General features: G+C 46.1%; 17 protein-coding genes and 1 tRNA gene. 10 read left to right on the top strand and 8 right to left on the bottom strand.

Features of this window, described 5'->3' with window-relative positions:
* Positions 1-241 precede the first annotated feature (241 nt).
* A tRNA-Ala gene (locus tag B7L70_RS13230) sits at positions 242-360 on the bottom strand.
* Positions 361-449: 89 nt separating this feature from the next.
* Here B7L70_RS13230 and B7L70_RS03790 point away from each other — a divergent pair.
* On the top strand, positions 450-1,562 hold the full coding sequence (locus tag B7L70_RS03790; RefSeq protein WP_081226566.1) for a Clp1/GlmU family protein: 1,113 nt from the start codon (positions 450-452) through the stop codon (positions 1,560-1,562).
* Here B7L70_RS03790 and B7L70_RS03795 read toward each other — a convergent pair.
* Complete coding sequence (locus B7L70_RS03795; protein ID WP_081226567.1) at positions 1,555-2,880, bottom strand: glycerate kinase; 1,326 nt, start codon at positions 2,878-2,880, stop codon at positions 1,555-1,557. The genes B7L70_RS03790 and B7L70_RS03795 overlap by 8 nt on opposite strands.
* 55 nt (positions 2,881-2,935) lie before the next feature.
* Between B7L70_RS03795 and B7L70_RS03800 the strand changes: the two genes are divergently transcribed.
* The 3 genes from B7L70_RS03800 to B7L70_RS13885 all read left to right on the top strand — a co-directional run bounded on the left by B7L70_RS03800 (position 2,936) and on the right by B7L70_RS13885 (position 4,391).
* Entirely contained in the window at positions 2,936-3,508 is a 573-nt protein-coding gene (locus B7L70_RS03800; protein WP_081226568.1) for a haloacid dehalogenase, read from the top strand.
* A gap of 75 nt (positions 3,509-3,583) precedes the next feature.
* Positions 3,584-3,811, top strand: coding sequence for a hypothetical protein (locus tag B7L70_RS13880; protein WP_238376089.1), 228 nt, complete (start codon positions 3,584-3,586; stop codon positions 3,809-3,811).
* Positions 3,812-3,815: 4 nt separating this feature from the next.
* Positions 3,816-4,391 carry a SagB/ThcOx family dehydrogenase gene (locus B7L70_RS13885; RefSeq protein ID WP_369907332.1) on the top strand — a complete coding sequence of 192 codons (576 nt, stop codon included), beginning with the start codon at positions 3,816-3,818 and terminating at the stop codon, positions 4,389-4,391.
* A gap of 11 nt (positions 4,392-4,402) precedes the next feature.
* Here the strand turns inward: B7L70_RS13885 and B7L70_RS13235 are convergent, their stop codons facing one another.
* On the bottom strand, positions 4,403-4,552 hold the full coding sequence (locus B7L70_RS13235; protein ID WP_162009086.1) for a hypothetical protein: 150 nt from the start codon (positions 4,550-4,552) through the stop codon (positions 4,403-4,405).
* A 94-nt stretch (positions 4,553-4,646) separates the two neighbouring features.
* On the opposite strand from B7L70_RS13235, the gene B7L70_RS03810 reads away from it, so the two are divergent.
* Positions 4,647-6,131, top strand: coding sequence for a transposase (locus tag B7L70_RS03810; RefSeq protein ID WP_238376090.1), 1,485 nt, complete (start codon positions 4,647-4,649; stop codon positions 6,129-6,131).
* Here the strand turns inward: B7L70_RS03810 and B7L70_RS03815 are convergent.
* Positions 6,109-6,408, bottom strand: coding sequence for a single- stranded DNA-binding family protein (locus B7L70_RS03815; protein ID WP_143701528.1), 300 nt, complete (start codon positions 6,406-6,408; stop codon positions 6,109-6,111). The genes B7L70_RS03810 and B7L70_RS03815 overlap by 23 nt on opposite strands.
* 104 nt (positions 6,409-6,512) lie before the next feature.
* Here B7L70_RS03815 and B7L70_RS03820 point away from each other — a divergent pair, with 104 nt between their 5' ends.
* Together B7L70_RS03820 and B7L70_RS03825 are read left to right on the top strand one after the other, a co-directional pair.
* Positions 6,513-6,806: a DUF211 domain-containing protein gene (locus tag B7L70_RS03820; protein ID WP_081226569.1), complete on the top strand. Its 294-nt coding sequence runs from the start codon at positions 6,513-6,515 to the stop codon at positions 6,804-6,806.
* Between the two features lie 2 nt (positions 6,807-6,808).
* Entirely contained in the window at positions 6,809-7,291 is a 483-nt protein-coding gene (locus tag B7L70_RS03825) for a hypothetical protein (protein ID WP_081226570.1), read from the top strand.
* A gap of 4 nt (positions 7,292-7,295) precedes the next feature.
* Here the strand turns inward: B7L70_RS03825 and B7L70_RS03830 are convergent, their stop codons facing one another.
* Positions 7,296-7,715: a Trm112 family protein gene (locus tag B7L70_RS03830; protein WP_081226571.1), complete on the bottom strand. Its 420-nt coding sequence runs from the start codon at positions 7,713-7,715 to the stop codon at positions 7,296-7,298.
* 50 nt (positions 7,716-7,765) lie between these two features.
* Positions 7,766-9,526 carry a succinate dehydrogenase/fumarate reductase flavoprotein subunit gene (locus B7L70_RS03835; RefSeq protein ID WP_081226572.1) on the bottom strand — a complete coding sequence of 587 codons (1,761 nt, stop codon included), beginning with the start codon at positions 9,524-9,526 and terminating at the stop codon, positions 7,766-7,768.
* 105 nt (positions 9,527-9,631) lie between these two features.
* Here B7L70_RS03835 and B7L70_RS03840 point away from each other — a divergent pair, with 105 nt between their 5' ends.
* The 3 genes from B7L70_RS03840 to B7L70_RS03850 are packed head-to-tail and all read left to right on the top strand — an operon-like array spanning position 9,632 to position 12,451.
* Positions 9,632-10,627, top strand: coding sequence for a coiled-coil protein (locus B7L70_RS03840; protein ID WP_081226573.1), 996 nt, complete (start codon positions 9,632-9,634; stop codon positions 10,625-10,627).
* A gap of 29 nt (positions 10,628-10,656) precedes the next feature.
* Positions 10,657-11,742 carry a DUF373 family protein gene (locus B7L70_RS03845; protein ID WP_238376091.1) on the top strand — a complete coding sequence of 362 codons (1,086 nt, stop codon included), beginning with the start codon at positions 10,657-10,659 and terminating at the stop codon, positions 11,740-11,742.
* A complete protein-coding gene (locus B7L70_RS03850) occupies positions 11,681-12,451 on the top strand; it encodes a TRM11 family methyltransferase (protein WP_081226575.1) in 771 nt (256 codons plus the stop codon). Before B7L70_RS03845 ends, B7L70_RS03850 begins: the two co-directional genes overlap by 62 nt.
* Positions 12,452-12,469: 18 nt before the next feature.
* Here the strand turns inward: B7L70_RS03850 and B7L70_RS03855 are convergent, their stop codons facing one another.
* The gene (locus B7L70_RS03855) at positions 12,470-13,120 is read right to left on the bottom strand and encodes an orotidine 5'-phosphate decarboxylase / HUMPS family protein (protein WP_081226576.1); all 651 of its coding nucleotides are present in this window, start codon (positions 13,118-13,120) and stop codon (positions 12,470-12,472) included.
* Between the two features lie 6 nt (positions 13,121-13,126).
* Complete coding sequence (locus B7L70_RS03860) at positions 13,127-13,567, bottom strand: hypothetical protein (RefSeq protein WP_081226577.1); 441 nt, start codon at positions 13,565-13,567, stop codon at positions 13,127-13,129.
* Between the last annotated feature and the right edge of the window lie 10 nt (positions 13,568-13,577).

The following is a 13,577-nucleotide window of genomic DNA, read 5'->3' on the forward strand; positions in this document are numbered from 1 at the left end:
TGGCTCGAAGGATGAATAAACAACACCACCAACAAAAACAAAGCCAACCATCACAACCAAAACCACCCAGCAATAAATTAAATGCTTATCGACTTAGTATCACGATATACGGCATAGAAGTACTAGCTCGAGTACATTGGTAGCGTTGTTATTAGGAATAGAAATACATTTAATCACAACCTGGACAAAATGATGCAGTATCGGCATACAATCACTAATAAGGATAAGGAATTGAAGTTCTTGGTGGACCGGCCGGGATTTGAACCCGGGTTCTCCCGCGATCCCGTGCCTGTATTGACAATGCAAGGCTTGTGCGGGACTACCGTCCCTGGGCATCCTTCCAGGCTAGACTACCGGCCCGAAACGCCAACACCAAGGGGAGGTTTTAAGTTTTTGTTTGGGTTAATCGTGCCGTAATTTTTAAAGTGTTGGTTTTTGGTTTTATCTAGATGGCGTTTACTGTGGGTTTTGACTCGGGTACGTTGATTGTTGAGGGGCCTGCGGATGTTGAGGTTGTTGAGGGACAGTGTGATGTCCTTGGTTTTCCCTTGGCCGGCCCTGTGCATGTTGATGAGTTTAGGGCTTTGCCCATAACGCCTAAGGGTAGGTGTGTGGTTGGTGTGGTTGGTGGTGTCGTTAGGCATGTTAACGAATCGACAATACCCAGCGGCTGGTCTAGCCTAAGCCTTGAGGGTATCGTTATGATTGTCGGTGATGTTGATTCGGGCAAGACGACGTTGAGTACGTACTTACTTAACACTCACGTGGTTAAGGGGTTGCATGTCTGCGTGGTTGATGCTGATGTCGGTCAATCATCGATAGGACCCCCTGGGGTTATCGGTGCTGGTTGCACGAGCTTCCCAACTCACTCATTAAGTGCACTGCACATGATGAGTGGTTACTTCCTGGGTTGTACAAGTCCCTCCCAATGTGTTGGTAGGTTCATTGGCGGACTGCTCCACGTGGTTAGGGACGTCATGAGCAGGACTCCAGGCCTTGTGATAATCGATATGCCTGGCTGGGTCAGCGATGGTGGTGTTGAGTTCATTAGGGATGCGGCTGAGGCTGTGGGTGCGGATTACGTAGTATCCCTAGGCCTCGGTATGAGGGCTTGGCCTGGTACCAGGGTTATTGAGGTTGAAAGATCACGGTACGTCAGGCAAAGGAGCCCCAGCGAGAGGAGAATGCTGAGGGTGGCATCTTTGAGACAGTACTTAAGTAATTTGGTTGAGGTTGAGGTTAGCCTCGATAAGGTGTTTGGCAACTCAATAATTGAGTGCCTGGCAGGTAACTGTGGCCGTTACGTGGTTGAGGAGGGGTTAGATAATGTGGTTAGACACGGTAACGTGGTTAAGGTACCAACGCGGCAAATAAGTAATGCGTTTTGTGGCCTTTTACGTAGGGGTTTCCTCGTCGGTTTTGGTATTTTGAGGGATTTTGATTTTAAGCGTAGAGTTGCCAAGGCGCTGGTTACAACGGACAATTTTGATGGTATCTATGTTGGTAGGATGAGGGTTGACCCAGATAGGGTTGAGGAACTTGATCCACTGCCATTTATTTAAGCGATTCTTGCGGTAACACGAGTACCGCGGTGACTATATTCAAGTTACTACCTGTCCATCCCGTCTTGATCAGGGATCCTAACCTCTCGAAGATTACGGCAGTATTGTTATTTCTCAGTTCTCCAATCACGTCTATCCCCAACTTAGCAGCGTTGCTTATTGTTGAGCCATCAGCTGCACAACCAGCTGCGTCCATGTTACCATCAATGCCATCAGTGGCTATGGAAAGCATCGACACGCTATCGACACCCCTCACACTTAATGCAAATCCTGTGCACAACTCGGTAGTTCTTCCGCCCCTACCGTTGCCTACCACCGTTACCGTGGGCTCGCCGCCACTCAGGACCACACCCCTCCTTATCGGAATCCCCCTAAACCTAGCCTCAAGGGCTATGCTAGCCAGGTACTTACCAACCTCGCGGGCCTCACCCTCCATTCTTGACGTCAGTATTAACGAGTCCATCCCAAGGGATTTCACGTATTGTGAGACATCGGTGAGCACATCCATGTTACTGGCTATCACGTAATTCCACGTGTTACTTAACTCCTTAGGTGTCTCGGGTAATAGGCCCTTAGCGCCGCTCTCAAGGATCTCCCTAACCCTAGTGGGTACCCTATCCCATACACCCTTATCCTTCAATATCCTTATTGCATCGCCATAGGTGGATGGGTCAGATACCGTGGGACCGCTCGCCATCGTGGCTGGGTCATCACCAGGTACGTCACTAGCTATAAGGGAGATCACACTACCACCACGCCTAGTAACCTCCAGGGCTAGCCTGCCACCCTTTGTTTTCGAGAGATGCTTCCTCACTATGTTGATCTCCTGTATCGTAGCCCCACTCCGTAGCAACAATTCGTTGACCCTCGTGATATCGTCTATCGTGAGACCCTCCATTGGTACTTCCACCAGTGCCGAGCCACCACCACTTACTAGGAATAGTACGTGATCGCCTGGTTTAACCCTGGACAACAAATCCATTATAGCCAACCCAGCCTCTACACTGCTCTCCGTGGGTAATGGGTGCGTTGATTCGATAACCCTAATGATACCTAACCTACCTGGTGTCCCCTTAGGAACCACAGCTACCCCATCGATTATGTAATCGCCCGCCCTATCCTCAACTGCCTTGGCCATACTTATGGAACCCTTACCAAGGGCGATCACGTAGAACCCACGTAATTCATGATCGAGAATCCTAACGACACCGCCCTTAACCTCCACCACCTTAGCTAAACGATCGTATAGGTTGGATGCACGTAAAATAACTCCAACAAGCTCGTTTAGAAGGTCGCCCGCAAACACTGGTAATGCCATTAGGTGGTAGCTTAGGAATTTGGTTTAAAAGGGTGAGTTGGTAATGAGACCATCGATGATTGAAACGGAGAAACTAAGGTCTAGGTTAAGGGAGTTGGAGGGTGTTAAGGATGAGGTTATCGAGACTGGAGTGAAGGTTAATAGGCTATCTAAATCAGTGATATACTCATTGATTAGGGGCGATGCAGAGATGGCACGTAAATACATCGGTGAGATGCAGGAACTAGTAAATAAATTGAGGGACCTTGTCTCACGGTACCCAATGTATTACAACAACGCCGTAGTGAGCCTCCAGGAGTATGTCGAGGCGATGACCATGTGGTACTACATGACCGAGAATAGGCTACCAACGCCCGAGGAGTTGGGTGTTGATGCGGAGCCCTACATAAACGGTATTGCGGATTTCACGGGTGAGTTGAGTAGGAAGGCCACTGAGGAATTGATAAGGGGCAACCTAGACTTTGCATTAAGGGCTAAGAGGGTCATGGAGGAACTATACCTAGACTTACTAAGCCTTGAGCCTAGGGATTTCGAGATGAGGAAGAAGGTTGATTATGTCTCATCAAACATCAATTGGCTTAACGAAAAAATATTCTACAAAACCCTAAATATAAAAATAAATTCGTAAAACACCCCAAAATCAACATTAAACACTACGGACATCGTGAATTAAAGTTTTTATGCCCATGAGCTTAACTAATCCATGTGCGATGTTGGGTTAGAAGGCGTAATCCCTGGTGAAGCATTAAACGCATTTAGAAGGCTAATCAGTAAGGGAGATGTCGGTCTGGCCTGCGACTTCCTAATGAGGCATTATAGAGATGAGTATTGGCCCAGGAGGACCGGTCCAATGCCTCAGTTGAGGAGGAGACGAAGCGATAAAGTCATCGAGTTACCCAAACCAAAGGTTATCAAATGTACCAATCGATAGAGCTATTAATGCTAGGAGGAGTGCTGATTATTTTATTAATGAACCCATAAGCATTGAAGACCTGGCTACAATACTTCACATGGGCGTTGGAATTACAGGATGGACCCAGGCCTACGGTTATAAGCGGTATCCGCTACGCTCCTACCCATCCGCAGGGGCACTACAACCTGTTGAGGCTTACCCAGTGGTTAATAATGTATTAGGGCTTGAACGTGGATTGTATAGGTACGACCCGTTCGACCACGTTCTCGAGATTCTAAAGCCTGGCGATTATGCCTCATTGATGGCTGACCTAGCTCTTGGGCAGGATCACGTGTCACGTGCATCGGCAGCCATAGTACTTACTGTTGTTTACGCTAGGACGTATTGGAAGTATTGGAAGCGGGCGCTTAGGTACGTGTTGTTGGATGCGGGCGCCGCCATGGAGAACATATACCTAGCAGCCACAGGGCTTGGGTTAGGTGTTAGGGCCATTGGCGCCTTCTATGACGGCGAATTATGTAGATTTCTGGAGATTGATTGCATGAGTGAGTTCCCAGTAATTTTAACGCTTGTTGGCAAAGGGATTTATCTGCCCTGACTTTCGCAAGGTCAGCCTACGATGCTCTTGATACGCTCAAGCTTCTGCTCCAACTCACCGCATTTTTCGCGCACTATCTTGTCCACCTCATCCTCCGTGTATAATCTCTCGATTTTCATGTTTGAGAAGCTGAATTTATTGTTCTTTTGGTCGTATGACACAACAACGCCAAGCTTCGCCCTTTAGGGTGGGGTTGCCCTGCTACGTGGGGCTCGGTATCAGGTTTATAAAACCCTGCTTTGTTGGTGGCAACTGGTGCCTGGGTTGGTGCCTTTTTCTTCTTCGGATGAGTTGGTGGGTCGATTACCCACTGTTTTCACCAACCCGGGCACTGAATCCTCCAAATCGAGGGGTAAAGGTAAGCGTAAGCAAGATGAAAACAGGCGTACTATTAGGTTGAGGCTTCTGCCAAGTGGTTCTCAAGAACGCAAGTTACGTAGAATTGCTGACGCCACTGCTAGGCTTTGGAATGAGCTTAATTACACTAGGTTGGTACAATATAGGGAGGGTGGTGAGGTGGACTTCGAGGGTACGGAGCACGAGTTTTATCACAAGTACAAGGATAGGTTGGGTGTGAATGCTGGGCAGGTGGTTAATCTAAACAACAATGCTTGGAAATCATACTTCGAACTACTCAAGCTATACAAACAAGGCAAGCTGCCTAAATTCATGGGCAAACCATCACCACCGGGCTTCTGGAAGGATAAGGTGCTTGGGAAGAGGTTGTTAAGAATCTTCGTGAGGAACGATAGGTACTACCTAGAGCCAATCAACAATGGCGAAGGTTACTTAGTCCTAAAGGATTGGGGTTTGAGGGTTAGGTACGCTGGGAGGATTAAGTGGAGCGGGAGGCAAGGCATGCTTGTAATCAAGCTTGAGGACAATAGGTGGTTCGCCTATGTACCAATCACCGTTGGTGAGAAGCCGGCTAGGAGTAACCCAAAGGGCTACGTAAGAGGTATTCACGAGAAAATACAGATCGAGAAGCCAAGGGGCGATAACAAGGCATTCGTAGACATTGGCTTGAACAACCTATTCGCAGTGGTCTTCAACCACACCGATACGGCAATGCTCATAAAGGGCTCGACAATAAAGGCTGAGTATTACTACTGGAAGAGGGAAATAGGCACCTACCAATCCGTTAGGGATTGGTTGAGGAACCACGGATTCGAGTCTTGGCGCAAGTATCACACCTACTATCTGCATGCGGTTTACAAGAGGAGGGAGAGGTTGAGGCACTACTACAGGACTGCAATTAGGTTCCTGGCGAGGACAATGCATGAAATGGGCGTTGATGAAGTATTCATCGGATACCCATACATGGTGAGTCAAGACAATGGTAATGAGTTTAACACCAATGTTTGGTGGTATGCGAAGATAATTAATTGGCTTGGTGAGGTTCTTGAGGAGTACGGCATTAAGCTCAATGTGGTCAATGAGTACGGAACAAGCAAACAATGCTCCATATGCAATGTGGAGCACGAAAACGGTAGGGTTAAGCGTGGGTTATACGTATGCCCATTAACGGGCATAAAAATCAACGCAGACATAAACGCAGCAAGAAACATTGCAAGGAGGGTAGGTTATGAAGTACCAATACCGAGGAGGATACTGAGCTATATAGTCACCACTAACGGCGTGAAACCAATAACCCCAAAAGAGGGAGTAACACCCGAGACCCCCAAGATTAAGCCCGACATTCACGGCGGGAAGGGGGTCATACAACAACGCTTATCCTAACAAGGGCCAGTTTATCTATATTCTTCCTAGTCATTTCGTCGTATATCGACTTGTTCAACTCAGCGATATCCCTCAGTATCACGTCCTCGGGCACAGTTTTTGAGAATGCGGCAAAGGCTGCCCGCCTTAGCTTATCAGCGAACCTGGCAGCGACTATTATACCGGTTCGTAACTCTACGGTTAGTGGTCCCTGGACCGTAAATCCACTATACAACTTTTCATACTCCACAACCCTCTCCTTATCCCTTTCAACATCCTCACTGGGTTTCCAAGACATAATTATGTAAGCGTCTGGGTTAAATAAAAAATTTATTTCCTCATCTCATCATTCCAGGGTAAATATTTAAGTAGGGGTTTAGGGGAGTTAAGTGTCGATCTAAGTTGGGTGGTATTCGTAGGGTTGTACTTGATGTAGACATACCCAGTAATATATCCACGGTAGAGTTAGCGGAGAAGCTGGGTCGCGTTAGTGGTGTCAAGGCTGTCAACATCACCGTGACCGACACCGACGTCGAGGTTCTTGGTTTGATAATCGTGATTGAGGGTGATGGGGTTGATTACGATGGGGTTAGGCGGATAATTGAGGATTCGGGCGGTGCAATTAGGAGTGTGGACCAGGTCGTTGTTGGCGAGTACATACTCGAGATAAACCCACAGCTTATTAGGGAGAGGTGAGTATGGCGTTTATTGAGGGTAGATACTTGGTGCTTGGATTCCTAGACAGTGTTCTGACGACTCTAATCCTTGGAGAAACGATACTTAACGGCATTAGGCTTGTGATTATAGTCACCGTTATCAACCTGGTAACAGCGTTCATGGCAGAGTACATCGAGGAACGCGCCTCACTGAGACACATTGAGAGGACGTTGTTAATGAAAAGTGGCACACTGCTCAGGACGAGCCTCCATAAAAGGGCAATCTATGATGCGTTAATTGAGGGGTTCGTGTTCGGTGTCGTTTCGTTCATCGGCTCATTAATTACGGCGCTGAGTATGGGTATCAAGGTTCTCTGGATGCCTGTCATACCAATATCCATATTGGGAGTATTTGGAACACTCATGAGTAGGTACTTCAGGGGTAACGCAATTCTTTGGTTCGCATTATACGTGATTCTCGGTATAACGGCGTCATTCATTGGGCACTTACTTAGTGGGTTTTAACCCACTATGTCGATAAATTCAGTGGCTTGCCCTCCCTAATTATCTTATTGCCAAGTTCTGGGTTTACCCTCACTAAGTCGTCCTTCACCTTCTCCAAGAACGCCTTGTCCTCCTCCCTGTTCCTAAGTTCGTCGGGCAGTAGTATTGGTATTTCATCCTTTATTGGGTACCAACGACCACACTTCGGGCAGTAGAGCACCCCCTCAACAACCTCCTTCTTGATGCATTCCTCACAGGGCAGCTCTTGTGGATTTGGGTAATTCTTTATGAATACGTTTTTAAGTGCGCAATACTCCTCGCAAAAGGGCTTCTTGCTCCACTCGTACTTACGTTCAGGGTACTCCTTCTCCCTAAGCACTATTAACGTTAACGGGAAGGTCTTACAATAGGGACACGCTAGTACATCCATTAGTCTGTACTTCACATTGATTGGGTGATAAAGCCCTTTTTAATTAATTTCCGTTTTATCCCAGCTTAATACTTCCTCTCCTCGGGCTTCCACCTGGTTATTCTAACAGGCACGTAACTAAGTCTTGGCCCCTCACTCGTGTAGAAGTATAATGTATGCTTAAGCCAATTAGCATCGTCCCTCTTTGGATAGTCAAGCCTATAATGGGCGCCCCTCGACTCAGTCCTATTCAATGCACCAATGGTTATTAACTCGGCCTGCTCCAGTAGGAAGTCGAGCTCCAGCACATCCCTTAAGTTGGTGTTGTAGTATTTACCCTTATCCTCAATCCTAACGTTGGGGAATTTCTCCCTCAGTCTCTTAATTATCGAGTAAGCCTCCTCTAAACCACTCTTATCCCTAAATACGTACACGTACGTGTCCATTGTTCTATTCATCTCTTCCCTAATTGAATATGGATTCTCAGCACCAACCTCCTTATGTAATAATTGATCGAATATCCTACTCTCCTCCTTTGCTACCTTATTCGCAATATCGCCAGTATATTCCAGCATTGAATCTGGCGCACTCATTGCGTACTTAGCAGCTGCCGCACCAGTTAACCTACCCCAAACAAGGCACTCACTGAGTGAGTTGCTACCCAATCTATTGGCGCCGTGAACACTTACGTTAGCAGCCTCACCCGCAGCCCAGAGGTTGGGCACTCTCGTCTTATCCTCATCCAGCATCACCTGGCCGTATAAATCAACGTGAATTCCACCCATCATGTAATGCATAGCTGGTCTAACGGGTATGGGTTCTTCAACGGGGTCTATACCCAAGGTCTTTATCACTATTTCCCTAATCATGGGCAACCTCTTGTTTATCTTATCCTCACCCAAATGCCTGAGGTCGAGGAGTACATAGCACAGACCAGACTCCTCATCGACAAAACCCCTACCTTGCAGGCACTCAGTAATTATCGACCTACTCACTATATCCCTAGGCGCCAACTCCATCCTACTTGGCGCGTAATTCTTCATGAACCTCTCGCCTTCCTTATTTATTAAGTAACCGCCTTCACCCCTTGCACCCTCAGTGATCAAAATACCGTTGGGTACCAAGGCAGTTGGGTGAAACTGCGGGAATTCCATGTCCTTAAGTGGTATCCCAGCCCTGTATGCAAGTGAGTATCCATCCCCGGTTGATGACCAAGCCATTGTTGTGAACTTATAGACCCTACCATTACCACCAGTGGCTATTATACCTGCCTTGGCAAGTATTACCTTGAACTCACCAGTCTTTAGATCTATGGCTGTAACCCCCTTAAATACACCATTATCCATTAATAGTGATGTTACGAAATGTTCATGAAGTATCTCGACATTTTCAAACCTAAGCACGTTATCGTATAAGGTACTCATTAGGAAAAAGCCACTTTTATCCTGGGCAAATGTCGTTCTTGGTATAGACATCCCACCAAAAGGCCTCTGCAGGATTCTACCTTTTTCATCTCTTGACCAAGGCACGCCCAGATGATCCATGAATATTATCTCCTTAGGAGCCTCATTCGCAAGTAACTCAGCCGCATCTTGATCAGCTAAGAAATCGCTGCCCTTGATCGTATCGTATATATGCAACTCAATACTATCCCCCGTCTCCTTGGGATAAAGAACCGCGCTGGCACCACCCTCAGCACTTACTGAGTGACTTCTCATGGCGTGGACTTTCGATATAACCGCAATCCTTATCTTGCCCTGCGATGTTCTCGCAGCCTCAAACGCAGCCCTCAAACCAGCAAGACCTGAGCCTATTATTATTAAATCGTACTTGAGTACTTCCACCATATTCGTAAATGTTTTACATAAGTAGTTTATATTTTCTTCCCCTCTATCGTTTTCCGATAGTTGGGATAAGCGTTATTAATGTCTCTGGTTTAGTTTATTGCCGTAATGTCGATTATAAATGAGGAGGAGCTTGAGGGTAGGATTAGGGAGTTGAGCAATGAGGTCCTTAGGATTAGGGAGTTGATTGAGGGAAAGATGAGGGAAAGGGATGAATTACGTAATGAGTTGGGTAAGGTTAGGGAGGAGTTGAGTTCCGTAATAAATCAACTCAATAGCAAGAGGAGTGAGTTAGCAGGTGTTAGGGAGGAGCTGAATAGGTTAAGGAAGGGTAGAGACGAGTATGTGAACATGCTTAGGCAACTCAGGGATAGGAGAAGTGAGCTTCTTCAGAGGATTAAGGAATTGATCGAGAAGGTGAAGAAATATAGGGAGTTGTTGAAGGTCGTTAATGACCTCGTTGGTGGAAAACCTGTGGATAGGGATAAATTAAAGGAGTTGATTGAGAAGCTGGAGTTTGAGCACGAAATATCACCAACGGATCCCGAGAAGGAGTGGGAGTTCTTCAGAACCATTCAGCAATTGGAAAGGGAATTGAATGCTGCAGAGGTTCTTACAAGGATTAAGGACTACATCAATAAGACCTCTCAGGAGATTGAGAGGTTGCGTAATGAGAGGATTGAGTTGGGACAGAGAATGCGTGACATCTATACAAATTCCCTCATGAACATCAAAGCCCAGATACAGGAGCTTAAGAAAAAGAGAGATAGTATTGTCAATGAGATAGTTCAGTTAAAGAGTAGGAGGGACTCTCTGAAGGCTAGGCGTGATGAATTGAAGACCCAGATACTTAAGAAGTCGGCTGAGATTAAGGAGTTGAGAGATAAACTAAGAGAGTTGAATGATGAGATAAATAAATACCAATTATTATTAATTGCTGCTAGGAAATCAAAGAACCTAGCTACCAAGAAACAGGAGGAGGAGAGACTTAGGGAGGAGGCGAGAAAGAAAGCTGAGGAAAGCCTTCAGAGATTGATGAAGGGCGAGAGAGTGGATCTGAATTATTTATTAGGCTTGGGTTTAGAGGATAATAATGAGAAGTAGGCATGGCTAAATCCGTAAGGCGCCTCATTGTGTTGTATGTGGATAGGGACAACGATGTAGGCGAAAGACTTGGTGTCCCCACACCAATCATAGGCAGGAATAACATATTGAAAGTAGCCACCGAGTACATACTTAGGTACCCAGACGACTCCGACGCCAATGCAATGTTTGGCGCAATACAGCTCTATGATTCCTTAACGTCAACACTAGGTCCAAACAACGTCGAGGTTGCGGTGGTTACAGGAACTAGTTCTGAGGATATCACGGCAGACATGAAGATACTTAACGAAGTTGATAAGATTCTCCAAACCTTTGACGCAGATGGTTTCGTTGTAGTCTCTGATGGTCCTTCTGACGAGGTTATTGTTCCACTCATCCAATCAAGGAGGCCTGTCGTGTCTATTAGGAGAATAGTTGTTAAGCAAACAAGGGGTTTTGAGGAGTTCGCGGTATTGGCTAGGTACTACATTGGTAAACTCTTTGGAGAACCTAGATATAGGAGGTATGTGCTTGGCTTGCCTGGCGCGCTCCTTCTGATTTACGGTGCGTTTTACGGCATGTGGCCCTACATACCCACGTTTATAAGGACCATGGTAATATCTAGCATAACCCTACTCCTTGGGGCTGCCTTCATACTCTACGGGTTTAGCCTTCATGAATCTCTACTTAGGTTTATTAGGATGTATGAAATTACCTTCTTCATATCAGCGTTGTCCATATTCTTCGATATAGTGTATGTACTATCGACATACTACATATTACACCAGGAAATACCGCTTTGGGGCGCCCTGAACCTCTTCGATTTACTAGGACTCGTGGTTGCCGCAATATTAACCGTTAATGTACTTGAGGTCTACATGAAATATAGGGTTAAGCCCTTTGGTAGGATTGCCGCCGACGTCCTATTATCCTCATTCTTTGTGATTGTGGCTAGCGACTTGGTTGGCTACATGTTCGGCAAAGTAGGCACATACACCTTACTCTATACCTTGATGATATATACCGTGATAGGATTAATAACACTATTTACGCTAGGTATTCTAAGGCGTAGGTATGGTGGAATTAAAGATCGAGGCAAATCAGGACCTAAGGGTTTTGGCGTACCACGAACTTGAGGCCTTGGTAGAACTTATTGGTGGTAGTCTAGAACTTGTTGGTGATTTACCCAACCTGGTGGTTAATTATGATGGTAACATTGATACCCTAAGGAATGTACTATGCAGAGCAGCATTGATTAAGCGTGTGTGGGTTATTGATCGAGAAAAGGAACATAAGCTTCTCGAGCTTGATAGGTCAAGATATAGAGTATTAAGGAGAGGTAGGGAGAGCGGTTCTGCAGCGATTGATTTACGCATTGCCAGGCTCCTAATTAACCTAGCGAGGGTGCGTGAGGGATCGTTATTTCTCGATCCATTTATAGGCACGGGCATAATCGCCCATGAAGCACTAATGGTTGGGGCGCGTGTGGTAGGCATAGACATTAATTACAAACCTCTCTACTCAATACACGATACATACATTGATTTGATAAATTCGGACTTCACACTAAGTCCCGTGAGGGATGAAACAATCGATTCCATAGCGACTGACCCACCGTATAATAGGTTATCAATGATTGATAAGGATATAGAGACGCTCTATAGGGAATTCGCTAACGAAGCGTACAGGGTCTTGAGAATTGGTGGTTACATAGCCTTCTCACATCCAACGTATATTAACGCGCTTGATTGGTTCTTGAGCCTAGGCTTCGAATTGGTTGGTGAGGGTTTGCAGTACGTGCATGGGGGTTTGTCGAGATTAATATACGTATTTAAGAAGGTTTAGTTAAATTAGGTGGTGATATTAAATACCGAGCAGCGTACGTAAATTCCTAGCCGCAGTCACAGGGTTTTCGGCTTGCGTAATTGCCCTACCAATAACTACTATATCTATGTTCGTTCCCCTAAGCTTTGGAGCTACATTCTCATTTATACCGCCAGCTATTGCGACACTTAAACCATACCTGCTTTTAATATTTACGGCCTCTTTTATCAACTCATCTATGGTTAAACCCCTACTCCTCTGTACATCAATTCCTAAATGAAGACCTATGTAGTCAGGCCTTAAACCCTCGTTTAGCAGCTCCCTAACCCTACCCTCTGGATCCTTAACACCTATCATGTCAACCACCGATTTACCACCAAGCCTCCTTGCTTCATTCACAAACTCCCTTATCGTCTCAATAGCCGCAGCACCAAGGACGCTGACAATACTTGCACCAGCCTCTATAGCCAACCTCGCCTCAAGGGCGCCAACATCCATAGTCTTTAGGTCAGCCATAACCTCAGCGCTTGGGCACGCAATCCTCAATGCGCTGACTATGAATATACCCGCCGCCTTTATCAATGGCGTGCCAGCCTCCACAATATCGATAGCACCAGCCTCGCATAACCTACGCGCAACATTAACGGCTAAGCTAGGCTCTGTCAGGTCAAGTGCCACTTGTAACTTCAACTTAACTCACCAGCTCCTAAAGATTACCTTGATGGGAATGCCCATCTTTAGTTCAACGAGTATTGGAACCTCGGCCTTATCACCAAGCTTCTTACTGATAACGTCAAGGATGTCCCTAACCTTGGTTAATGCCGATAACCTATCCACCATAGCCTTCCTACTCTCATCGAGTGCTTCATACTCATCGATAGGCCTTGGGTCGAATATTATCTTTAAGCCCGTAAGCTCTATTGCTGCGGATAAGGGTAATTGCTGGCCCTTGCCTACGATCTCCTCGATCATCTGCATTAGAGCCATGTACTTATCAGCCTTAACCTTTAGGTCACCCATCATACCCTCTATCTCCTTTATCCTCTTCTCTAGGTCGCTTATTTGGTTATTAACATAGTTAAGTAACTCCTTAACTCCATTAAAGATCATGATCTCTAGGTCTGGGGTAATTGACATATCCCTTTCA

Source organism: Vulcanisaeta sp. EB80 (assembly GCF_002078205.2).

Excerpts from the sequence above, each read along its gene's own strand:
- B7L70_RS03825 (WP_081226570.1), top strand. The coding sequence starts at position 6,809 with ATGGCGTTTATTGAGGGTAGATACTTGGTGCTTGGATTCCTAGACAGT.
- B7L70_RS03860 (WP_081226577.1), bottom strand. The coding sequence starts at position 13,567 with ATGTCAATTACCCCAGACCTAGAGATCATGATCTTTAATGGAGTTAAG.
- B7L70_RS03815 (WP_143701528.1), bottom strand. The coding sequence starts at position 6,408 with ATGTCTTGGAAACCCAGTGAGGATGTTGAAAGGGATAAGGAGAGGGTT.
- B7L70_RS03800 (WP_081226568.1), top strand. The coding sequence starts at position 2,936 with ATGATTGAAACGGAGAAACTAAGGTCTAGGTTAAGGGAGTTGGAGGGT.
- B7L70_RS03840 (WP_081226573.1), top strand. The coding sequence starts at position 9,632 with ATGTCGATTATAAATGAGGAGGAGCTTGAGGGTAGGATTAGGGAGTTG.
- B7L70_RS03835 (WP_081226572.1), bottom strand. The coding sequence starts at position 9,526 with ATGGTGGAAGTACTCAAGTACGATTTAATAATAATAGGCTCAGGTCTT.
- B7L70_RS03795 (WP_081226567.1), bottom strand. The coding sequence starts at position 2,880 with ATGGCATTACCAGTGTTTGCGGGCGACCTTCTAAACGAGCTTGTTGGA.
- B7L70_RS03790 (WP_081226566.1), top strand. The coding sequence starts at position 450 with ATGGCGTTTACTGTGGGTTTTGACTCGGGTACGTTGATTGTTGAGGGG.
- B7L70_RS13880 (WP_238376089.1), top strand. The coding sequence starts at position 3,584 with ATGTGCGATGTTGGGTTAGAAGGCGTAATCCCTGGTGAAGCATTAAAC.
- B7L70_RS03850 (WP_081226575.1), top strand. The coding sequence starts at position 11,681 with ATGGTGGAATTAAAGATCGAGGCAAATCAGGACCTAAGGGTTTTGGCG.